The sequence below is a fragment of the Sphingobium trunci genome (assembly GCF_022664535.1).
GTDB lineage: Bacteria > Pseudomonadota > Alphaproteobacteria > Sphingomonadales > Sphingomonadaceae > Sphingobium.
The window spans coordinates 177,476-199,105 of record NZ_JAKUJY010000006.1; the positions used below are offsets into that span (position 1 = coordinate 177,476).

The 21,630-nt window shown below is 65.4% G+C and carries 22 protein-coding genes and 1 tRNA gene; 5 read left to right on the forward strand and 18 right to left on the reverse strand.

The annotated features are described in order from the left end of the window. Genes MJ601_RS07960 through MJ601_RS07970 form a run of 3 tightly spaced genes read right to left on the reverse strand, consistent with a single transcriptional unit; the run spans position 1 to position 3,090 of the window. Positions 1–1,545, reverse strand: coding sequence for a type II and III secretion system protein family protein (locus MJ601_RS07960; protein ID WP_242125110.1), 1,545 nt, complete (start codon positions 1,543–1,545; stop codon positions 1–3). A gap of 1 nt (position 1,546) precedes the next feature. Beyond that, positions 1,547–2,563 (reverse strand): Flp pilus assembly protein CpaB, encoded by a 1,017-nt coding sequence (cpaB, locus tag MJ601_RS07965; protein WP_242125112.1) that lies wholly within the window; start codon positions 2,561–2,563, stop codon positions 1,547–1,549. A gap of 53 nt (positions 2,564–2,616) precedes the next feature. Beyond that, a complete protein-coding gene (locus tag MJ601_RS07970; RefSeq protein WP_242125114.1) occupies positions 2,617–3,090 on the reverse strand; it encodes an A24 family peptidase in 474 nt (157 codons plus the stop codon). A gap of 42 nt (positions 3,091–3,132) precedes the next feature. Here MJ601_RS07970 and MJ601_RS07975 point away from each other — a divergent pair, with 42 nt between their 5' ends. Beyond that, positions 3,133–4,098, forward strand: a complete 966-nt coding sequence (locus MJ601_RS07975; protein ID WP_242125182.1) for an alpha/beta hydrolase — start codon at positions 3,133–3,135, stop codon at positions 4,096–4,098. Continuing rightward, positions 4,095–5,198, forward strand: a complete 1,104-nt coding sequence (locus tag MJ601_RS07980; RefSeq protein WP_242125116.1) for an NAD(P)/FAD-dependent oxidoreductase — start codon at positions 4,095–4,097, stop codon at positions 5,196–5,198. The genes MJ601_RS07975 and MJ601_RS07980 overlap by 4 nt, the downstream gene beginning before the upstream one ends. 74 nt (positions 5,199–5,272) lie before the next feature. On the opposite strand, the gene MJ601_RS07985 is transcribed toward MJ601_RS07980, so the two are convergent. Genes MJ601_RS07985 through obgE form a run of 3 tightly spaced genes read right to left on the reverse strand, consistent with a single transcriptional unit; the run spans position 5,273 to position 8,444 of the window. Further along, entirely contained in the window at positions 5,273–6,190 is a 918-nt protein-coding gene (locus tag MJ601_RS07985; RefSeq protein ID WP_242125117.1) for an NAD-dependent epimerase/dehydratase family protein, read from the reverse strand. A 6-nt stretch (positions 6,191–6,196) separates the two neighbouring features. Beyond that, on the reverse strand, positions 6,197–7,327 hold the full coding sequence (gene proB / locus MJ601_RS07990) for a glutamate 5-kinase (RefSeq protein ID WP_242125120.1): 1,131 nt from the start codon (positions 7,325–7,327) through the stop codon (positions 6,197–6,199). 22 nt (positions 7,328–7,349) lie between these two features. Next, positions 7,350–8,444 (reverse strand): GTPase ObgE, encoded by a 1,095-nt coding sequence (gene obgE, locus MJ601_RS07995; protein ID WP_242125122.1) that lies wholly within the window; start codon positions 8,442–8,444, stop codon positions 7,350–7,352. A 218-nt stretch (positions 8,445–8,662) separates the two neighbouring features. Between obgE and MJ601_RS08000 the strand changes: the two genes are divergently transcribed. Beyond that, complete coding sequence (locus tag MJ601_RS08000) at positions 8,663–9,190, forward strand: GNAT family N-acetyltransferase (RefSeq protein ID WP_242125124.1); 528 nt, start codon at positions 8,663–8,665, stop codon at positions 9,188–9,190. Between the two features lie 12 nt (positions 9,191–9,202). On the opposite strand, the gene MJ601_RS08005 is transcribed toward MJ601_RS08000, so the two are convergent. The 3 genes from MJ601_RS08005 to rplU form a co-directional block, all read right to left on the reverse strand. Continuing rightward, positions 9,203–9,778 carry a GNAT family N-acetyltransferase gene (locus tag MJ601_RS08005; RefSeq protein WP_242125126.1) on the reverse strand — a complete coding sequence of 192 codons (576 nt, stop codon included), beginning with the start codon at positions 9,776–9,778 and terminating at the stop codon, positions 9,203–9,205. Positions 9,779–10,051: 273 nt separating this feature from the next. Further along, on the reverse strand, positions 10,052–10,321 hold the full coding sequence (rpmA, locus tag MJ601_RS08010; RefSeq protein WP_007683600.1) for a 50S ribosomal protein L27: 270 nt from the start codon (positions 10,319–10,321) through the stop codon (positions 10,052–10,054). A 30-nt stretch (positions 10,322–10,351) separates the two neighbouring features. Continuing rightward, positions 10,352–10,648, reverse strand: a complete 297-nt coding sequence (gene rplU / locus MJ601_RS08015) for a 50S ribosomal protein L21 (protein ID WP_176596244.1) — start codon at positions 10,646–10,648, stop codon at positions 10,352–10,354. Positions 10,649–10,864: 216 nt separating this feature from the next. Here rplU and MJ601_RS08020 point away from each other — a divergent pair, with 216 nt between their 5' ends. After that, on the forward strand, positions 10,865–11,236 hold the full coding sequence (locus MJ601_RS08020; RefSeq protein ID WP_242125127.1) for a hypothetical protein: 372 nt from the start codon (positions 10,865–10,867) through the stop codon (positions 11,234–11,236). A gap of 217 nt (positions 11,237–11,453) precedes the next feature. Next, positions 11,454–13,082, forward strand: a complete 1,629-nt coding sequence (gene ybaL / locus MJ601_RS08025; RefSeq protein WP_242125130.1) for a YbaL family putative K(+) efflux transporter — start codon at positions 11,454–11,456, stop codon at positions 13,080–13,082. 32 nt (positions 13,083–13,114) lie between these two features. Here the strand turns inward: ybaL and MJ601_RS08030 are convergent, their stop codons facing one another. The 9 genes from MJ601_RS08030 to MJ601_RS08070 all read right to left on the reverse strand — a co-directional run bounded on the left by MJ601_RS08030 (position 13,115) and on the right by MJ601_RS08070 (position 21,544). Next, on the reverse strand, positions 13,115–14,866 hold the full coding sequence (locus MJ601_RS08030) for a DEAD/DEAH box helicase (RefSeq protein WP_242125132.1): 1,752 nt from the start codon (positions 14,864–14,866) through the stop codon (positions 13,115–13,117). 323 nt (positions 14,867–15,189) lie between these two features. After that, positions 15,190–15,888, reverse strand: a complete 699-nt coding sequence (rplA, locus tag MJ601_RS08035) for a 50S ribosomal protein L1 (protein ID WP_242125134.1) — start codon at positions 15,886–15,888, stop codon at positions 15,190–15,192. A gap of 4 nt (positions 15,889–15,892) precedes the next feature. Next, on the reverse strand, positions 15,893–16,324 hold the full coding sequence (rplK, locus tag MJ601_RS08040) for a 50S ribosomal protein L11 (protein ID WP_013040886.1): 432 nt from the start codon (positions 16,322–16,324) through the stop codon (positions 15,893–15,895). A 201-nt stretch (positions 16,325–16,525) separates the two neighbouring features. Beyond that, complete coding sequence (nusG, locus tag MJ601_RS08045; RefSeq protein ID WP_242125136.1) at positions 16,526–17,062, reverse strand: transcription termination/antitermination protein NusG; 537 nt, start codon at positions 17,060–17,062, stop codon at positions 16,526–16,528. A gap of 60 nt (positions 17,063–17,122) precedes the next feature. Next, positions 17,123–17,329 (reverse strand): preprotein translocase subunit SecE, encoded by a 207-nt coding sequence (secE, locus tag MJ601_RS08050; protein WP_242125138.1) that lies wholly within the window; start codon positions 17,327–17,329, stop codon positions 17,123–17,125. A gap of 169 nt (positions 17,330–17,498) precedes the next feature. Then, positions 17,499–17,574: transfer RNA gene (locus MJ601_RS08055), tRNA-Trp, on the reverse strand. A gap of 55 nt (positions 17,575–17,629) precedes the next feature. Further along, complete coding sequence (locus MJ601_RS08060; RefSeq protein ID WP_242125141.1) at positions 17,630–18,853, reverse strand: dihydroorotase; 1,224 nt, start codon at positions 18,851–18,853, stop codon at positions 17,630–17,632. A 32-nt stretch (positions 18,854–18,885) separates the two neighbouring features. Continuing rightward, positions 18,886–19,881, reverse strand: a complete 996-nt coding sequence (locus tag MJ601_RS08065) for an aspartate carbamoyltransferase catalytic subunit (RefSeq protein ID WP_242125143.1) — start codon at positions 19,879–19,881, stop codon at positions 18,886–18,888. A 52-nt stretch (positions 19,882–19,933) separates the two neighbouring features. After that, positions 19,934–21,544 (reverse strand): phytoene desaturase family protein, encoded by a 1,611-nt coding sequence (locus tag MJ601_RS08070; RefSeq protein WP_491572892.1) that lies wholly within the window; start codon positions 21,542–21,544, stop codon positions 19,934–19,936. Positions 21,545–21,630: the final 86 nt, after the last annotated feature.

The following is a 21,630-nucleotide window of genomic DNA, read 5'->3' on the forward strand; positions in this document are numbered from 1 at the left end:
TCAGAAGCTGAAGCCGGGCGCGGCGTCCTTGGACCGCTTGCTTTCCCGTGCTCCGGGCGGTGGCGCGGCGGCCGTTGCCTGGGGGCCGGGAGCGGGGACGGGTTCGCCGGGCGCGCGGCTCGGCATAGGCGCGCGAGCGCCGCTCACGCCGTCATGCATCTGTTCGAGGAACAGGCCCTGGCCCTCATTCGCGTTGCGGAAACCGTCGGTCGGCAGACGCACGTCCGACGCGTTCATTGGCTTCACCAGATAGGGGGTGACGACGATCACCAGTTCGCTCTCATTCCGCTGGAAGCTGCGCGACTTGAACAGGCTGCCCAGGATCGGCAGGCTGCCGAGGCCGGGCACCTTGTTGACATTGTTCCCCGTCTCATTGTTCAACAGGCCCGCAATCATGAAGGCCTGGCCCGAACCCAGCTCCACCGTGGTTTCGGCGGTTCGGCTCTTGAGCGCGGGTACGCTGGTGTTGACCGAGAAATCGAGGCTTGAGACGGTCGGACGCACTCGAAGCGAAATGCGGCCATCGGCCAGCACAGTGGGCGTGAACGCCAACTGCACCCCATATTGCTTGAACTCGATGCTGTTGCCCTGCGTGCCGTTGCTGACGGTGTAGGGATATTCGCCGCCCGCCAGGAAGCTTGCGGTTTCGCCTGAGAGAGAGGTCAGGTTCGGCTGGGCAAGGGTGGTGGCGAGGCCGCTTGATTCGGCTAGGTCCAGCACGCTCGCGACGTCCACACCCATGATACTGGCGAGGGCTCCAAGACTGAACCCGCCATTATATGCCTGGTTGAACGTCCAGAATCCCGGTGTTCCCGTTACCGATGAAGTGCCGTCTGAATTGACAGTTACGGTCTGAGATCCACGCGTATAATCGGCTGGATTGCGAGTGCCGCCACCGATATAGCCGTTGCGAAAGTTGCCTGCCGATGCGAAGTTGGTGCCGATCTTGTGACCGACGTCCTTGTTAACTTCGGAAATCTTCACCTGCAGCATCACCTGAAGCGGCGTCGCGGTGCGCAGGCGGCTGACCACCGTCACCTCCTTGCCGACAAAGGCCTGCGTCAGTCTTTCGGCCTCGGCGGCATCCTCGGGCGCGGCGACGGTGCCTGTCAGGAGGACCATGCCGTTCATCTTGTTGACCGCGATGTCGGCATTAGGCATCGCCAGCTTCAGCATGTCATCGATGCTGGTCAGGTTGTTGCCGACGCGCACCGTACCCGAAAACAGCACCTTCCCGTTGGTCGCGGTGACGAAGACAGTGGTTTCGCCGGCCTTCTTCGCGATCAGGTAAAGCTGGTTCTGGGAGCGGACATGAACATCGACCACATCAGGATCGCCGATCACCACGTCCGACATCTTGGCAGGCAGGTTGATGACTTTGCTGCCGCCCGCCGACATCAGGATAGCATTGTCCTGCATCGATGCGGGCGCGGCGTTGAGCGCCGTGGTGGGCGCGGCAGCGGCGGCAACCGCCAGGCCGAGTGCGATGGCCGGACCGAGCAGCGGCTTGGCTGTGCCGGTCGTGAGAACAGGAAACCCCTTCATCTTACTTCCCCCCGACCGGAACGACGGTCACACTGGTGCCGCGGGCGACGCGGATCACAGGCCCCTGACCGGCAGCGGCCATGGCGGGTGCACCGCCCATGGGAGCGCCGCCCGCGGGCAGGGCCTGGAAGGACTTGGCGGGGACGCTGCTGCGCTGGTAGCGCGAAACGTCGGCGCCGGTGGAATAGGTGCTGCCGCGATCGACCGGACGGGCCGACAGGCTGGCGAGCATCTTCTTTTCAGCGTTCGGATTGCTGCCGTCGGGCAGGTTCATGTCGGTGCCTGCAATGGCGGCGTCCAGTTCCGAACTGTTGTCGGCCAGCGAACGCAGCGAGAGCGAGAGCGAGCCGATGGTCTGCGCCACCGCGATCTTCTCCGCGATCTTGGGAGTCACTTCGATGGTGACGTTGGAATAGGTCTGGACCACAGGCTTGCCATCGGCACCCAGCGCATCCATGCGCTGGTCGGTGGCCAGCACGCGCAGGTTGCGCAGGATGGTCTCGGAAACCTTGAGCGGCTCGCCGTCGCCGCCGCCGCTGACGCTTTGCGTGAGGACCAGGTCGACGCGGTCGCCGGGGAAGACGAAGCCCGCAACCGAATTCTGCGCCGAAACCGGCACGGTGACGGCGCGCATGCCCGGTCCGAGCGCCGCAGCCAGGAAACCGCGCTCGCCCGGCTTGATCACTGACCCGACGGTCATGGGCTGGCCTGCCGAAATGGCGGTGCGCACGACGCTGCCGACCAGCTTCTGCGGATCGGCCTGTCCCTTGATATAATAGGCCTGTTCGATGAGATCCTTGGGCCAGGGCTGGAAGCGGAAGCTTTCCGCATCCAGGATAGTGCCCACAGGCAGGGCCTTGGTGGCGACCAGCACATTGGGCTGGTCAGCCGCTACCGGCATGGACGAAGCGCTGGCCTGCGGCGAACCTGACGAACTCAGCATGTTGCGTGCGAGCAGAGCTGTAGTGACCGCTATGATCAGCGCCCCCACCAGCAGCACGATCTTCTTGGCATCCATGATGAAATTCGCCTCCCTCAATCAGACGAGTTGCGTCCGAGCCCCCGCGTTATTCACGCAAATTGGTTAATATATCGTTCGCCAATCAGCCAAAGCGCGGCGAAGGATATGGCAATGCCATAGGGAATTTGCGGCTGCCCCAGCCGCCGGGTCATGCGATGGTGCACGACGGTTATGATGGTGACGACGCCCCCCAGCACCGCCATCAACATCAGCATCGACAGGGTCGCCTGCCACGGGAACCACAGCGCCAGCGCGCCGAGCAGCTTGACGTCGCCGCCGCCCATGCAGCCGAGCGCGAACAGAGTGGCAAAGACGATGAAGACGATCAGCGCGACCAGCAATTGCACCGCCATGCCCGGCCAGAGCGGCAGCCCGCAGGCCAGCCACCAGAGCGGCGCCAGCGCGGCGACGCACAGGTTCAGCCGGTTGGAGATGATGCGCGACCGCAGATCGGTGACCGAAGCCACGATCAGCAGCATTGCCAAGGCGCCGATCAGCGCCAATCTGAAATATTCCCCCGTCATAGGACCAAAAGTCTAGACCCGATGGCTTACCAAACCGTAACCATGCCGCCGATGGATTCGCCTCGCTTCATTTCCCCCGCCTTCGATCGCCGCGCCTGGCCGATGGATGGGCGGCTCGATTGCTGGAAGACGCCCGATGGCTGGCCGCTGCGCCGCTACCGGCTGGGGCCGGGCGACCGGGGCCGGATGCTGGTGCTGGGCGGCCGGGGCGACATGATCGAGAAATATCTGGAGGTCATCCAGCACTGGGCCGGACTGGGCTGGGCCGTCACCAGTTTCGACTGGCGCGGACAGGGTGGGTCGGGACGGCTGACGAATGACCCGCTCTGCGGCCATATCGAGCATTTCGGCCAGTGGATCGCGGACCTCAATGCCTTTGTCGCCGACTGGCGCGCCGCAGGCAGTGGTCCGACCGTGATCGTCGCGCACAGCATGGGCGGACATCTCCTGCTGCGCGCACTGGCGGAAGGGATGGTTCCGCCCGATGCCGCGGTCACGGTGGCACCGATGATGGGCGTCCACAGCGCGCCGCTGCCGCGCTGGCTGGCGGCGGGGATCGCGGAGGCCATGTGTGCACTGGGTTTTGCGAACAGGCAGGCGTGGACGCAGAAGGAGGAGTCGGAACGGCAGCGCCGGATGAGGCAGAAGCGGCTGACGCATGATCCGGACCGCTATGCCGATGAAATCTGGTGGCGCGACCATGGCCGCGACATCGCGCTCGGGCCGCCGAGCTGGCGATGGGTGGAGCAGGCACTCGCCTCCACGCGCCGGATGGAGCGGAAGCCGGGACTGGAACGGATATCCGTTCCGCTGCTGATCCTGGCCGCGCAGGAGGACCAGCTGGTATCGACGGCGGCGATCCGGCGAACTGCCGCGCGCATTCCCGGCGCAAGGTTGCATGTTTATGGCCGCGAGGCGGCGCACGAGATATTGCGCGAGCTGGACCCGGTGCGGCTGGATGCGCTGGCGCGGATCGATAGCTTTCTGGACGAAGCGGCACCCCGATGACGCGCGCCGATATCGTCATCGTCGGCGGCGGCATTGCAGGCGTCAGCCTGGGCGCGGCGCTGGCGGAAAAGGCGAATGTCCTGATTCTGGAGATGGAGTCCCGCGCAGGCTATCATGCGACGGGGCGTGCGGTTTCCTTTTGGGAGGAGAGCTATGGCGGCCTCTCCATTCAACCGCTGACGACCGCTTCGGGGCCGATGCTGGCCTCGCCCGATGCTGATTTTTCCGAAAGCACCTTTCTGTCGCCCCGGCAGACGCTGCATATCGGACGGGCAGGGGACGAGGCGGCGCGTGACCAGTTTCTGGGTGAATTTGCCGGCAAGGTGGAACTGCACGCCGTCGACCCTGCGTCGCTGGTGCCGGGATTGCGGCCGCAATGGACGCTCGGCGTGCTGGAGCCGCGTGTGTGCGACATCGATGTGGCGGCGCTGCATCAGGCATGGCTGCGACAGTTCGCACGGCGGGGCGGCGCGTTGAGGCTCGCGAACGGACTCAGGGGAGCCAAGGCCGAAGGCGGCGGCTGGCGACTGGAAACGGATGACGGCACGATGGATTGCGGCATACTCGTCAACGCCGCCGGGGCCTGGGCGGATGAGGTGGCGCGGCTGTGCGGCATCGATCCCATAGGCATCACGCCGCTCCGGCGGACGGTGGCGCAACTGCGCGTCCCGTCCCTGCCTTCGGCCGACCTTCCGCTGATCATGGATCTCGCCTCGCAATTCTACTTCAAGCCTCAGGGAGAAGGCCGCATCTGGCTGACCCCGCATGATGAGGAGCCATCGCCTCCCTGTGATGCCGCGCCGGAGGAGCTGGCGGTTGCGCAGGCGATTGCACGTTTCGAAGAGGTGGTCGACTGGCGGGTCGAGGCGGTGGAACGCAAATGGGCCGGGCTGCGCAGCTTTTCCCGCGACCGGGCGCCGGTCTATGGCTATGATCCGCAGACGCCGGGCTTTTTCTGGTTCGCCGGGCAGGGGGGATTCGGCATTCAGACTTCACCGGCGGCTGCCTTGATGGCGGCCGCCCTGTTGACGGGGGATGCGCCCGGCCGGGCCATAGCCGGCATCGATGCGGCTGCTTATTCTCCAGCGCGCTTCCGGTAACGCGACAGGTTCGGCAGTCATGTCAGCAGGCAGGCGCAAGACTATGATGAGCCCGTCCGCTTGCTAACCGGCGCCTACAACCATCCCTTGGCCTGATAGGCCTCGGCCGTTGCCCTCAACCCGTCCTCGGTCGGGATTTTCGGCACCCAGAGTTTCTTGGGGGGCTGCTTGCGCTTTTTCACCACCCAGTCCGGATGGCAGAAATAGCTGACCCGGTCCGGCGTCAGCCTGGCATTCCTGCCGCGCACCAGCCGGTCCAGCCGCGCGCCCATGCCTAGCACCCATTCCGGCGTGGCAAATGTGCGTACGGGCCGCCCGACGGCGCGGCCTATGGCCTGCGCGAAATCCAGATGATCCCAACCGCCCGGCGTGCCGTCATCCACCTCATAGACGTGGGTGAGGCTCTTCATGTCCTTCTCGACCGCCAGCGTCAGGAACAGCCGCGCCAGGTCGCTGACCTCGATCACCGACAACCGCCCGCCCGGCGGCATCAGCATGATCCCGCGCCGGGCCATGCGGAACAGTTCCAGCATTTCCCGGTCGCCCGGTCCAAAGATTGCGGGCGGCCGCACGATGGTCCAGTCGAGCCCGCTGGCCTTCACATGCCGTTCGGCCAGCTCCTTCGACCAGCCATAGTCCGACAGCTCCGGTTCCCGCGCCGACAGCGACGACACATGGATCAGCCGCCTGACGCCGCGCTGCCGCATGGCGTCCACCACCGCCATGGTGCCGCGCGCATTGCCCTGCTCGAACCCTTCGCGGTCGGACGCGTTCACCACGCCCGCGATATGGATCACCACATCGGCATCGCGCACCAGCGTGTTGAGCGCCGCCCGGTCTTCCAGCGCGCCGGGCACCCATTTGAGATGAGCGCGGGGCGGTTGCGCGCGGCGGGTGATGGCGGAGACATGATGTCCCGCCGCCAAGGCCTGATTCAATGTCTCGGCGCCGACGAATCCCGTCGCGCCCGTCATGGCGATGCGCAGGCTCATGGGGCGTCAGACCATCGCCATGTGATCGCGGTGGACCAGCACCGAACGGGGGAGGTGCCCCAGCAGCGCGGCGATATCCTCGCTCCGCTTGCCTGCAATGCGCGATGCTTCCTCGCTGTCATATTCGACCAGGCCGCGCGCGATCACGCGGCCGTTCTCGCCCAATATGTCCACCACGTCGCCCCGCGCGAAAATCCCTTCGATCCGGGCCACACCTGCGGGCAGCAGGCTGTTGCCGCGCTCCAGCGCCGCCTCGGCGCCCGTATCGACCACGATCCGCCCCCGTACCGTCAGCCGCCCGGCGAGCCATCCCTTGCGCGCACCCTTCGCCTGCGCCGCCAGGAAGATCGATCCCTTGCCGCCGTTCGTCCAGTGCGACAGGGGTGAATCCACCTTGCCGGAGATGATTGCCAGATGCGCGCCAGCGCCAGTGGCGATGCGCGCCGCCTCGATCTTGGAGGTCATGCCTCCCGATCCCATGCCCGATGCCGAACCGCTGTCCGCCATCCCGGCAATGCGCGCATCGATACGCTCGATTGTCTCTATCAGCATGGCGTTCGCATCGACATGCGGGTTGGCTGTGTAAAGCCCATCGACGTCCGACAGCAGCACAACTGCGTCAGCCCGTGCCGCCTGTCCGATACGCGCCGCCAGCCGGTCATTGTCGCCGAAGCGGATTTCCGCCGTGGCGACGCTGTCATTCTCATTGACCACCGGTACGACATCGAGCGCCATCAGCCGCTCCAGCGTCGCGGAAGCGTTCAGATAGCGCCGCCTGTTCTCCAGATCGTCCAGCGTCACCAGCATCTGTGCTGCGGTGATACCCTGGTCGTGAAGCAGGCTCGCCCAGCATTGCGACAGGGCGATCTGCCCGGTCGCCGCCGCCGCCTGCGCGTCCTCCAGGCTGCCGCGCCCGCCCTTGGGCAGCCTCAGCCGCCGCGCACCCAGAGCGATGGCGCCTGAGGACACGATGATGATCTGCTGCCCCGCAGCCTTGCGCGTGGCGACGTCGGCGACCAGCGTGCGCAGCCAGGCCTCACGCACCTGCCCCGGCGGATCGACGAGCAGAGCCGAACCGATCTTGATGACCAGACGGCGGATTTGCGACGGTGGAAAGCCGGAGAGGGAAGCGGTCATGTAAGAGTCCGATCCAGCGCGGTCAGAGGGGCGACCATGTGGCTTCGCCTTCCTCCCCGTCATCATCCTCATCCGCGGCCTTGGCCTCGCCCAACAGCGGCAGCACCGCGTCGAGCAGGGCCGGCACGCCTTCGCCCGTGGCGCCGGAGATGATGAACAGCTGCCTGACCCCAGCCTCCTCGCGAAGCTGTCCGGCAATGTCCTCCATCAGTTCCTGCCCCAGCAGGTCGCCCTTGTTGAGCGCCACGATCTGCGGCTTCTCGTCGAGTCCGCCGCCATAGGCGACCAACTCGTCCTGCACGATGCGGAACTGTTCGACCGGATCGTCGCCGGTCGCATCGATCAGATGGATCAGCACGCCGCAGCGCTCGATATGCCCCAGGAAGCGGTCGCCGATCCCGGCCCCGTCGGCGGCGCCCTCGATCAGTCCCGGAATATCCGCCAGCACGAACTCCCGGTCGCGATGCAGCACCACGCCTAGCTGCGGCTTGGTGGTGGTGAAGGCATAGGCGCCGACCTTCGCCTTGGTGTTGGTGACCTGGTTGATGAAGGTCGACTTGCCCGCATTGGGCATCCCCACAAGGCCCACATCGGCCAGCAGCTTCAGCCGCAGCCAGACCCACATTTCCTGCCCCGGCCAGCCTGTGCCGTGCTGGCGTGGCGCGCGGTTGGTGCTGGTCTTGTAGGACAGGTTGCCGCGTCCGCCATCGCCGCCGCGCAGCAGCACGATCCGTTGCCCGACCTCGGTGAAGTCGGCCAGCAGTTCCTGCTCATACTCCATGCTCCCGTCCTCATCCTCACTGCCCTCGACGGGCGTGGGATCGGACAGGATCTGCGTACCCACCGGCACCTTGATGACGAGATCCTCGCCACCCGCGCCATAGCGGTTCTTGCCCGCGCCGGGCAGGCCGCGCTGCGCCTTGAAATGCTGAGTATAGCGGAAGTCGATGAGCGTGTTCAGCCCGGCCACCGCCTCGAAGATGATGTCGCCGCCCTTGCCGCCATTGCCGCCGTCCGGGCCGCCATATTCGATATATTTTTCCCGCCGGAAACTGACCGCGCCGGGACCGCCCCAGCCGGACTTGATGTAAATCTTTGCTTGATCCAGAAAATGCATCGCGCGCCCATAGCCGTTTATGCGCCGGAATTAAACCATGCGTGCCGCAAAAGCCGACGCTTTCCCTGCCCGCGCCGAAACCAGCCGTCGTTTCGCCTTTCGCCCGCTTTTTTGGCCGGGCAAGCGCTGGGGTTCCGACCCTGAGGCCGCCATCTGGCCATCGGCCCGCGAATCATTCGACGGCTTGACCTCGCGAAACGCGGCATCATAGCTCAGTCATGGCCGATGCTCCGATTTTCGAAACCGACCGCCTGACCCTGCGCCCGCATCGGGCGGAGGATTTCCCTGCCCTTCGCGCGCTCTGGGGCGATCCGGCCGTCGTCCGCCATATCGGGGGGCAGGTCCAGGATGCACAGGCCACATGGTTCCGCCTGCTGCGCTATGCGGGCATGTGGTCGCTCCTGGGGCATGGCATGTGGGCGCTGGAGGACCGGGCGACCGGCAGCTATCTGGGCGAAGCCGGTCTGCTCAGTGCAGCGCGCGGCATCCCGGAACTGGAGAACTATCCCGAAGCGGGCTGGATTCTCGATCCTCAGGGTTGGGGCAGGGGCCTGATCACCGAAGCGATGGGGGCGGTGCTGTTCTGGGCCGACCATCATCTGGATGCGCCCGCAACCCGTTGCATCATCGACCCCGCGAATGCGCCCTCGGTTCGCGTTGCCGAAAAGCTCGGCTATGCGCATTGCGGGGATACTGTGCTGGACGGGCGGGCGACCGGCATTTTCCACCGGCCCGCCCAGCGTTGACATGTCCTTGTCTCAGGCTGCGAGGGATGGCCAGGAATCGCGGTACAGATCCATGGCCGGATCGTAGCCGATACCCGGCGCTTCGCCTTCTTCGAAGACCAGGCAATCCGCGGCTTCGCCCCGGCCCAGGCTGAAACGGCGCTCGACGCGGCCGGTGTTGCGGAAGCCGATCTTGCGCAGGACGTTTCCGGAAGCGGGATTGTCGACGAAGTGCGCGGCGCGAATGTCGCGCACGCCTGCCGCCTTGGCCATGCTCAGAACGGCCCGCGCCGCTTCCGTCGCAAAGCCCAGCCCCCAATAGGGGCGCGCAATCCAGTAGCCAAGCTCCGCCCTGCCATCGTCGGCCGGATGAATGCCGCAGCCGCCCACCAGGCGCGGAGCGCCGTTGGTGCGGCTGAAGGCCAGCAGGCGGGGCATGTGCGGCTGATGGGGCAGGGCCAGGAACTCTTCCGCATCGGCCTGCGTGTAAGCCGCAGGCGCGCGGGTCAGGTTGCGCAGGATCGCTGGCTCGCCGATCGCCTGGGCCAGCGCGGGCGCATCTTCCATCCAGCCGGGCCGCAGCAGCAAGCGGGGGGTACGGGCGAACATCAAAAAGTCTCCTAATCTCCGGCGCGCCAATGGCCGCAAAAAGTTACGGCTTGACGACGCTTTGCTCTGGCTGGGCCCGCCCGCACGACGCGCGAAAAGGACAGGGGTTCCAGCGGCTTGAGGGAAATGTCGGGGGAGACGCCTTCATCAACGAACAAGGGGCGCTCCCGGCTGGGGCGCCCCTTGTTTCCCTCGAACGCTGGTGGTGACTAAAAGCCGTTCCACCAGGAGGATCGCCCCATCTGCGAAGGACGATCCGTCATCGATCGTCCGTTATTCGGCTGCTTCGGCCATGGCATCGACCGATACATATTTGCGGCCGAGCTTGCCGGTGTGGAATACCACGCGGCCTTCGCCCAGCGCGAACAGCGTGTGGTCCTTGCCCATGCCGACATTGCGGCCCGGATAGACGCGGGTGCCACGCTGGCGAATGATGATGTTGCCGCCGATCACTTCCTGACCGCCGAACTTCTTCACGCCAAGGCGCTTCGATTCCGAATCGCGACCGTTGCGCGACGAACCGCCAGCTTTCTTATGTGCCATGACTCAAACTCCTCGTAACTGTGCTGCGGCTCAGGCGATCGACACGATCTTGAGGATCGTGTGATTCTGGCGGTGGCCGTTGCGGCGACGGTAGTTGTGCCGGCGGCGCTTCTTGAAAACGATGACCTTTTCGCCCTTCGCCTGCGCGACGATTTCAGCGGCAACGGTCAGCTTGGCGGCGTCCTTCACGTCGCTGCCTTCGCCGGCGAACAGGACGTCGTCCAGGGTCACCTTGTCACCGGCCTCACCGGCCAGCTTCTCGACGACGATCTTGTCTCCGGCGGCTACGCGATACTGCTTGCCGCCCGTGCGCACGATTGCGAACATGGCTCTTCTCTTCTCGTTCAAATCTGCTTTACGCAGATCGTCGAGGGGGGAAACCCTGTGGACCCGCGCGGGAATGTGGCCCGCTACTGGAATGACTCGCTTCTGTCAACCGGCAAGGGGGCTTTCCGGGGCTGGTTTTTGCCTTGGCTCTTCCCTATCTCCGTCGGTGAAGGGATCATATCACGCATGACGTCGGCGCCATACAGGAAGGAAGGCATGAAGAGCCGCTTGCTCTTCATCCTGTTCCTGTGGACGGCGATCGGCGTGGCCTTGCTCAGTGCCCTGGCGCCGCTGGGTCCGCCTTCGAGCCGGCTGACCGGTTCCGCCTTCAATCCCGCGACGACCAGTGTCGTGCTGAAAGCCCGCGCGCAATCCGCGCCCCTCGCGGCGCAGGCCTCCCGGCCCGACCGCGACGGCCGAATGCCCGTCATGGCGTTCGCCGCGGTCTGGCTGCTTCCCGTGGCGCTCATGATGCTGGGCGTCCGGCGGTTGCAACCCGCGGAGCGGCTCCGCCGCCCGCAATCGGCGCCGCGGCCTTCCCACCTTCTTTCCCACCATCACGCCCGCGCTCCTCCTGCATTGTCCTGACGCATCGCCCATCCTGCCGTCAGGAAAAGGAGGTCTTTCATGACCCGCAAACGATCGCGCCGCCGCCCGCCCTGGTGGTTCATGCCCGCCGTGCTCGCAGGCCTTGGTGCCGCCGGAGCCTTGCTGTCGGCCGCCATGCTGGCTGTCGCTGAATAGAATATGTCAAGCTGCCGGTGGAGGCTCCGTCGCCCCCCATCGGCAGCCAGGGAAAGAATCCATGCCCCATCACACGCCCCTGATCGGCACGATCGTCGCGGGCCTTGTCGTTGCCTTCATCATGGGCGCCATCGCCCATCGCCTGAAATTGTCGCCGCTCGTCGGCTATCTGATCGCGGGGATCATGGTCGGTCCCTTCACGCCGGGCTTCGTCGCCGATGCCGGCCTGGCCAATGAACTGGCCGAAATCGGCGTCATCCTGCTGATGTTCGGCGTCGGCCTCCATTTCTCTCTGCGCGACCTTCTGTCGGTCAAGAATATCGCGGTGCCCGGCGCCGTCGGCCAGATCGCGGTGGCGACGCTGATGGGCATGGGGCTGGCGCATTTTATGGGCTGGCCGCTGATGGGGGGGCTTGTCTTCGGTCTCGCCCTCTCGGTCGCCAGCACCGTCGTTCTGCTCCGCGCCTTGCAAAGCGCCGATCTTGTCGAAACCCGCCGGGGCCGGATCGCGGTGGGATGGCTGATCGTCGAGGATCTGGTGATGGTGCTGGCGCTGGTCCTGCTCCCCGCGCTGGCTGGAGTGCTGAACAATGCCGACGCCTCGGCCGGGGCGGGGGACCTGCTCGCCCCGCTGCTCAGTACCCTGCTCAAGGTCGCCGGTTTCGTCGCGCTGATGCTGGTGGTCGGGCGGCGGGTGATCCCCTGGGCGCTGCACTGGGTCGTCCATAGCGGTTCGCGTGAGCTTTTCCGCCTCGCCGTCCTTGCCATAGCGCTGGGCGTTGCCTTCGGCGCCGCCGTGGCCTTCGACGTTTCCTTCGCGCTGGGCGCTTTCTTCGCGGGCATGATCCTGGGCGAAACCCCTCTCAGCCGCCGCGCCACCGAAGAAACGCTGCCGCTGAGAGACGCTTTCGCGGTCCTTTTCTTCGTCTCGGTGGGCATGTTGTTCAACCCGTCCGTCCTGATCGAACAGCCGCTGCCCTTGCTGGCCACCGTAGCGATCATCATCGTCGGCAAGTCGATCGCCGCCTTCGCCATCGTCCGCGCCTTCGGCTATCCCGGCGACACGGCCCTGACGATCGCGGCGAGCCTCGCCCAGATCGGCGAATTTTCCTTCATCCTGGCCTCGCTGGGCACCGCGCTGGGCGTCCTGCCCGCCGAGGCGCGCGACCTGATCCTGGCGGGAGCGATCGTCTCGATCTTCCTCAACCCGCTGATCTTTTCGTTGATCGTCCGGAGCAAGAAGGGTGAAGCAGAAGAGGCGGAAAAGACGCCGGAGCAGCCACGCATCGGCCATGTCATTCTGGTGGGATATGGCCGGGTCGGCAAGCTGATCGCTGCCCGGCTGGCCGAACGGAAGGTGCATTTCGTGGTGATGGAATCCGACCCCGATCGCGCCGAAGAAGCTGCGGATGCGGCCATGACCGTCATTCGCGGCAGCGCGCTGGAGGACCGCCATCTTCTCGCCGCCGGCATTTGCGAGGCCAAGCGCCTGCTGATCGCAGTGCCCGAGGGGTTCGAGGGGGGCGCCATCCACGAACATGCCCGCCACCTGAACCCCGATCTGCAAGTCATCGCCCGCGCCCACTCCGACGCCGAAGTGGCGCATTTGGAGGGGCTGGGCGTTCCTCATGTCGTCATGGGCGAACGCGAGCTGGCCGCGCGGATGCTGACGCTCTGCGGGGTTGGTTAGGGCCGGTTCCAGCAGAACCGGCCCCGAATGCCCTATCCTCTGGGCTTGCGAGGACCGCCCCGCTGGGGACCGCCCTTGAAGGGGCGCGGGCTGTGTGCGGGCGGACGGGGACCGCGATCGCCATTGGGGCGGCCCTTGCCGCGCGGCGGGCCTTCGCGGCGATTGTCGCGCGCCGCTTCGCGCGGCGTGCCCTCGATCTGCTCGATGGCGACTTCCGCGCCTTCATCGCTGGCCTCCCCGGTCCGCTTCACCGCGCCGATGAATCGAGAGGCGATGGTGCGGGGAATCTCGAACAGCGTTTCGTTGGCCGCGATGCGGATCGCGCCGATGTCCTGCCGCGACACATGCCCGCGACGGCAGATCAGCGGCATGATCCAGCGCGGATCGGCATTCTGCCGCCGGCCGATATCCATGCGGAACCAGACCGTATCCTCGAAACCGGGGCGCGGCCCGTCGCGGCGCTGCGGCGCTTCGCTGGCGTCCAGCAACTCCTCAGGCGCGGGCAGGGCGGAGCGGGCGCTCTTCACCAGCATCGCGGCGATTTCCTTGGGCGATTTCTCGGCCAGCAACTCGGCGCCCAGCGCCCAGTCCTGTTCGTCCAGTTCGGCGCGCTCCATCAGCTTTTCGCGCAGGCGGACATTGTCTTGCTCCTGAATCGCCTCCTTGCTGGGTGGCGTGCCCCATTCGACCGGAATCTTCGCCCCGCGCAGCATGGATTCGACCCGGCGGCGGCGCGGATAGGGGACGATCAGTACGGCGGTGCCCTTCTTGCCCGCGCGGCCGGTACGGCCCGAACGATGCTGCATCGTTTCTGCATCGCGCGGCAGTTCGACATGGATGACGAGGCTGAGGTTCGGCAGGTCGATGCCGCGCGCCGCTACGTCGGTTGCCACGCAGACCCGCGCCCGGCGGTCGCGCAGGGCCTGCAGCGCATGGTTGCGCTCATTCTGGCTATGCTCGCCCGACAGCGCCACGGCGGCAAAGCCCCGCTCGGTCAGGCTGGCATGCAAGTGCCGCACATTGTCACGCGTCGCGCAGAAGAGGATCGCCGTCTCCGCCTCATGATAACGCAGCAGGTTGACCACGGCATTTTCGATGTCTGCCGGGGCCACCGTCACCGCCTGATAGCTGATGTCGCCATGGCCGCGCTCGTCGCTGACCGTCGAGATGCGCAGCGCGTCCTTCTGATAGCGCCTCGCGAGCGAAACGATCGGTTTGGGCATGGTGGCGGAGAAGAGCAAAGTGCGGCGTTCTTCCGGCGCGCCGTCGAGAATCTCCTCCAGATCCTCGCGAAAGCCCATGTCGAGCATTTCGTCGGCTTCATCCAGCACCACGGTCTTGAGGCCCGACAGGTCCAGCGCGCCGCGTTCCAGATGGTCGCGCAGGCGACCCGGCGTGCCGACGACGATATGCGCGCCATGGCTGAGTGCCCGGCGTTCCTTGGCGGCGTCCATGCCGCCGACGCAGGTCGCGATGCGGGCGCGGGCCTCGCCGTAAAGCCATTCCAGTTCCCGGCTGACCTGCAAGGCCAGTTCGCGCGTCGGCGCGATGGCAAGGGCGAGCGGCTTGCCAGCGACGGGCAGACGATTCTGCTCGCCCAGCAATTCCTTCGCCATGGCAAGGCCGAAGGCGACCGTCTTGCCTGACCCGGTCTGCGCGGACACGATCAGGTCGCGGCCTTCGGCTTCCGGCAGGGTGACTTCGGCCTGCACCGGGGTCAATTGTTCATAGCCCTTCCGCGTCAACGCATCGGACAGCAGGGCGGGGAGATGTTCAAAACTCATTATCATATCCGTGGAGTGCGACCCGTCTCTGCCGACGGCATCTTTATTCATTCGCCGGGCTGATCCGATATCGGTCGGCCCAACGTTCCTATCGGGGTGCGCTCCACGCTCTCATCCGTTCGGGCCGGGCCTTGCAAAGCCCCGCTCTATCTTTTGAAATGCAGACGGTGGAATAACCCGTTCTCTTGCCTTCAGAAAGGCAATGCGATCCGGCCCCAACCGGCCGGACAAGGAGCCCCTTATCACAAGGCTTCCCAAAAAAGAAGAAAGCCTCCTTCCCCGCGCGGAGGAAGGAGGCTCCCCTTAACTGTTTGCGTCTGGGATCAGACCGAAGCGACTTCTGCCACGTCCACCTTCACGCCCGGACCCATCGAGGAGGACAGGGCGATCTTGCGGACATATTTGCCCTTCGAACCCGAGGGCTTGGCCTTGACGATCGCATCGACGAACGCGTCGAAATTCTTGCGCAGGTCGGCAGCCGAGAAGCTGGCCTTGCCGAGGCCCGCATGGATGATGCCGGCCTTTTCGACGCGGAATTCGATCTGACCGCCCTTGGCGGCCTTGACCGCTTCGGCGACGTTCGGGGTGACGGTGCCGAGCTTCGGGTTCGGCATCAGGCCCTTGGGGCCCAGAACCTTGCCGAGGCGACCGACCAGACCCATCATGTCGGGGGTGGCGATCACGCGCTGGAAGTCGATGTTACCCGCCTGGATCGATTCGAGCAGGTCTTCGGCGCCCACCACGTCGGCGCCAGCGGCGGTCGCGGCTTCAGCCTTGTCGCCACGGGCGAACACGGCGACGCGGACGTCCTTGCCGGTGCCGGCGGGCAGGGTCACGACGCCACGGACCATCTGGTCGGCGTGACGCGGGTCGACGCCCAGGTTGATCGCAATTTCGACGCTTTCGTCGAACTTGGCGGTCGCGTGGGTCTTGATGAGGCCCAGCGCTTCGTCAACGCCGTGCAGCTTTTCCTTGCCGATGGCAGCGGCCAGGGCCTTCGCCTTCTTCGTCAGCTTTGCCATGGTCTTAGCCCTCCACCACTTCGAGGCCCATCGCGCGGGCGGAGCCTTCGATGATCTTCGTCGCCGCGTCGATGTCGTTCGCGTTCAGGTCGGCCATCTTGGCCTGCGCGATCTCGGCAAGCTGCGAACGCTTGATCTTTCCGGCGGAAACCTTGCCCGGCTCCTTCGAGCCCGACTTCAGGTTGACGGCCTTCTTGATCAGGTAGGTGGCGGGCGGCTGCTTCGTGACGAAACTGAACGAACGGTCCGCATAGACGGTGATGATGGTCGGCAGCGGGGTGCCCTTTTCCATCTTTTCCGTCGAGGCGTTGAACGCCTTGCAGAATTCCATGATGTTCACACCGCGCTGACCCAGCGCCGGACCGATCGGCGGCGAGGGGTTGGCGGCTCCAGCGGGCACCTGGAGCTTGATATAGCCCGTAATCTTCTTGGCCATTTTCACTCACTCTGTTGCTGGGAGAAGGGCAAGCCCGTCTCCCGGTTCAAGTTTAGCGGTCAAGCAGGGTCCCGAAGAACCCCTTCCGCACGACATTCCCCGAAGGGAATATTGCGTTCCTGCGAAAGCAGGAACCCAGGAGCGGCTTGCGCAGCGCCTGGAACCCTGGGCTCCTGCCTTGGCAGGAGCACAAGGGAATTCTTACTTCGAAAGCTCGACCTGCTCGAAGTCCAGCTCGACCGGCGTGGCGCGGCCGAAGATCGACACGGACACCTTGACGCGGTTCTTTTCGAAATCCAGCTCTTCGACCGTGCCGTTGAAGCTGGCGAAGGGGCCGTCCAGCACCTTGACGCTGTCGCCGATCTCGTAATCGACATTGACCTTGTGCTTGGGTGCGGCCTCGGCTTCCTTCTGGGCGCCGAAATAGCGCGCGGCCTCGCTCTCGCTGATCGCCTGCGGCTTGCCGGACGAACCCAGAAATCCTGTCACTTTTGGCGTGTTCTTGACGAGGTGATAGATATCGTCGTTCATCGCCAGCTTGGCGAGGACATAGCCGGGCATGAACTTGCGCTCGACCTGCACCTTCTTGCCGCGCTTCACCTCGGTCACGGTCTCGGTGGGGACTTCCACCTGCTCGACCAGCTGGGAGAGGCCCATGCGCTCGGCTTCGGACAGGATCGATTCCTTGACCTTGTTCTCGAAGCCCGAATAGGCGTGGATGATGTACCAGCGCGCCATGTTACCGTCTCAAACTCCCGACCTTGGCGATTTGCTTGGAAATCGCGGCAATCAAAAAACTCATGCTTGCCCGGCGGCGAATGCCAGCAGCCACTGAACGATCGCGCCGAAGAAGGTGTCGATGCCGAAGAAGAACAGGCCCAGCAGCGAGGTCATGATGACCACCATCACGCCCGTCATGATCGTCTCGCGGCCGGTGGGCCACACGATCTTGTTGGCTTCGGTCCGCACCTGATTGACGAATTCGCCCGGAGAAACCTTCGCCATCGCCTGTCTCAAACCCTTCGAACAAACACCAAAGCGCGAAGCAACAGTCCGCCCTCCCGATCCCGCCCTGTCTGGCGTCCGGGGGTGCGGCCGCTGGCTCCGCGACCCATCTTCGCTTGGCGCCTTAGCCGCGAACCCTTGGTTCTGCAAGGTTTCATGGGCTAATGCTTGGCAGGAGTGGAGGGACTCGAACCCCCGGCATTCGGTTTTGGAGACCGACGCTCTACCAGCTGAGCTACACTCCTGTGCCGGCGAAGGAGGGCGCTTTAACGTGGCCTGCCGGGTAGGGCAAGGGGGAAATCAGAGGAAAACGCCGCCCTTCATGATCTTGCGCGCGCGGCCCTGCACCGGCACCCGATTGAAGGGCGTGTTTCCCGCCTGCGCCGCCATTTTCGTCGAATCGACGATCCATGGCGTATCGGGATCGATGAAGATCAGGTCCGCCGCGCTGCCCGGCGCGAAGCTTCCCGCATCGATGCCGAGTATCCTTGCGGGATTGGCGCTCAGCAGGGTCATCAGGCGATTGAGCGACACATGGCCTTCGCGCACCAGATTGAGCGAAAGCGCGAGCAGCGTTTCCGCCCCCGCCATGCCGGGAGCCGCATCCGCGAAGGGAAGGCGTTTGTCCTCCGGCCCGCGCGGATCATGGCTGGATGTGATGACGTCGACCGTCCCGTCCGCCACTGCCCCGATCGACGCCTTGCGATCATCCTCCGACCGCAATGGCGGGGAAAGGCGGGCAAAGGTTCGGAAATCCGTCACCGCATTGTCCGACAGGAACAGATAGGCCGGGCTGATGCCGCAGGTGACATTCAGACCTTCCGTCTTGGCGGCGCGGATCAGGTCGAAGCCCGCCTTGGTCGTCACCAGCCGGAAATGGATCGCCGCGCCCGTCACGCGCGCCAGCATGATGTCGCGGGCGATCGCCATCGCCTCGGCACAGGCGGGCGCGTGCGGCAGGCCAAGCCGCGTTGCCGTCTCGCCGCTGGTGGCGACGGCCTTGCCAGCCAACCCGCTGTCCTCGGCATGGGTGATCACGGTCAGCCCCAGCCCGGAGGCGTAGGACAAGACTCGCATCATCACACCCGAATCGGCGATCCACTGGCGTCCCGTGCCGACGGCCTTGGCGCCTGCGGCCTGCATCATGCCGATCTCGGCCAGTTCGGTGCCCTTGAGGCCCCGCGTCGCCGCCGCGATCGGATGCACCCAGAAATCGGGTTTGCCCGCCCGCGTCGCCTGCCGGATGAGGCCTGCATCGTCCAAGGGCGAGGACTGGTCCGGCATCAGCGCCGCCCGCGTGATCCCGCCGAAATGGAAGGCAGGCTTGTCGGTCGCGAACACGCCCAGATCGATCAGGCCGGGCGCGACCACCATACCGCCCGCATCGATCGCCTCGACGTCGTCTGGCACTGCGACATCGCCCGCCCCGACGATCCGGTCGCCTTCGATCAGGATGACGCCGCTGCCGACGCCTTTGCCCGCCGGATCGGCCAGTTTCCCGTTGATGACGGCGAGCCTGCTCATGCCCATCGAGTCCTTGCTATTGGCCGGGATATTCAAGACCATCCCTGCACCCCACGCGCGCTGCGAGTGAGCACGTCCAGGCAGGCCATGCGAATGGCGACCCCCATTTCCACCTGTTCGGTAATCGCCGACCGGTCAGGATTGTCCGCCACCGAACTCGAAATCTCGACGCCCCGGTTCATCGGGCCGGGATGCATCACCAGGGCATTGGGCTTGGCGATGGCCAGCCGTTCCGGCGTCAGCCCGTAAAGCATATGATATTCCCGCGCCGAAGGGATGAAGGCCCCGTCCATCCGCTCATTCTGGAGCCGCAGCATCATCACCACATCGGCCCCGTCCAGCCCCTCATCCATGGGATGATAGGGCGTTGCCCCCAGCATCTCGACCTCCGGCGGCATCAGCGTCGGCGGCGCGACTGCCCGCACCTGCGCGCCCAGAGCGGCGAGGCAGAGCATGTTCGACCGCGCCACCCGGCTGTGCAGCACATCGCCGCAGATCGCCACGATCAGCCCCTCGAACCCGCCCTTGCGCCGCCGGATGGTGAGCGCGTCGAGCAAGGCCTGCGTCGGGTGCTGGTGCCAGCCGTCGCCCGCATTCAGCACCGGGCAGTCCACCTTGCCCGCGATCAGCGCGACGGCGCCCGAACTGGCGTGGCGGATGACGATCACGTCGGCGGCCATGGCGTTCAGCGTCATGGCGGTGTCGATCAGCGTTTCGCCCTTCTTTACGCTGGACTGTCCGGCATGCATGTTGACCACGTCGGCGCCCAGCCGCTTGCCGGCAATCTCGAACGACAGCAGCGTGCGCGTGCTGTTCTCGAAAAAGGCGTTGATCTGCGTCATGCCCGTCAGCCGATCGTCATGCTTGCGCGCGCCGTTCCGGTTGCTCTTCGCCCAATGTTCCGCCTCATCGAGCAGGAAGCGGATTTCCCAAGGTTTCAGGTCCGCGATGGACAGCAGATGCCGATGCGGAAACAGCGCCCGGCCGGTCAGGTCGGGCGATGGGGACGGAACGGTGATGTCGGGCATGAACCGACCCTTTAGGCGAGCGCAAGGGCGAGGGCAAGCCAGCAAGGGCAGCTCAGCTGCGTCCGAGCCACCGTCCTGGAAGCGCCCGGTCCTTCAACACCACCCGCGCGGCATTATGGCCCGGCGCGCCGGTGACACCGCCACCGGGATGGGTACCGGCCCCACACATGTAAAGCCCCTTGAGCGGTCCGCGATAGGCGCCATGACCCAGCACCGGCCGTGCTGCCCAGAGCTGGTCCAGCGTCATATTGCCATGCATGATGTCGCCGCCGACCAGACCGAATTTCCGCTCCAGGTCCAGCGGCGAGAGGATATCGCGTGCGATCACCGATCGCGCGAAGCCCGGCGCAAGGGCTTCCACCGTCGCGATGACATGGTCCGCTGCCGCCTCCCGCTCATCGTCCCAGCTTCGTCCTTCGGGAAGCTCTGGCGCGAATTGCTGGCAGAAGAGGCTCGCCACATGGCAACCCTGCGGCGCAAGGCTTTCATCGACTGTCGAGGGGATCAGCATTTCGACGATCGGCTCGCGCGACCAGCCGTCGCGCTTCGCGTCCATGAAGGCGCGGTCCATATAGCCGAGCGTCGGCGCTATGGTGATGCCCGACTGATGATGCTCCCCCACGCCCGGCAGGCAGGGGAAGTCCGGCAGCGCCGACAGCGCCACATTCATGCGAAAGGTGCCCGAAGCGGCCTTGAACCCCCGGATGCGTTTCAGGAAGTCCGCGGGCAGATCGCTGGAACCCATCAGCCGCTCATAGAGCAGCTTCGGCCCGACATTGCCGATCACAGCGCCGCCGATCACCTCTTCGCCGCTTTCCAGCCTGACGCCCACGGCGCGCTGGCCATCCACCAATATTTTCGCCACTGGCGCTTCCAGGCTGATCTCCACCCTCATGGTACGCACGACCCGCGCCATGATCTGGGTGATCGCGCCCATGCCGCCGACGCTGTGACCCCATGCGCCTTTCTTCCCGTTCACCTCACCGAAGACATGGTGCAGCAGCACATAGGCGCTCCCCGGCGCATCGGGCGACGCATAATTCCCCACCACCGCGTCAAAGCCGAAAGCCGCCTTGACGGCTTCGCTCTCGAACCAGCCGTCCAGGAAACCGCGTGCCGATCTGGTGAACAGCTCCAGCACGTCGCGCTGCTGCTCCAGCGAAAGCGCGCCGAGCCGCCTCCCTTGCTTGAGGGCGCTCACGATCATCGACAGGCCGTCCCCGGCATTGGGGGGCGCTTGCAGAGCCATGTCGCGCAACACATCCGCGACCACTTCCAGCGCGGCATAATAAGCGGGCAGGGCAGCGGCGTCCTTCGCGCTGAACTTCGCGAATTCGGCTTGCGTCCGCTCGACCCCGCCGCCCAGCTTCAGATAGCGGCCGTCGGGCTGGGGGAAGAAATTGCTGATCGGCCGCTCGATCACGCGATAGCCATGCTCGACGAGCCGCATGTCGCGTATCACCTTGGGATGAAGCAGGCTGACGGTATAGCTCGCCACGGAGTTGCGGAAGCCGGGATGAAATTCCTCGGTCACGGCCGCGCCGCCGACGATATTCCGCCGTTCGAGGATGCGAACCTTATAGCCGGCCCGCGCCAGGTAGAAGGCGCAAACCAGCCCATTATGTCCCGCTCCGATGATGATCGCGTCGTAGCGCTTCGTCACGCGGCCCTTCTCCATCCTACCGCGGCACCGGGATGCGGTCGCCCGCCATCATGTCCCGGCGCCCGTCCGGCACTGGTGCGAGAAAG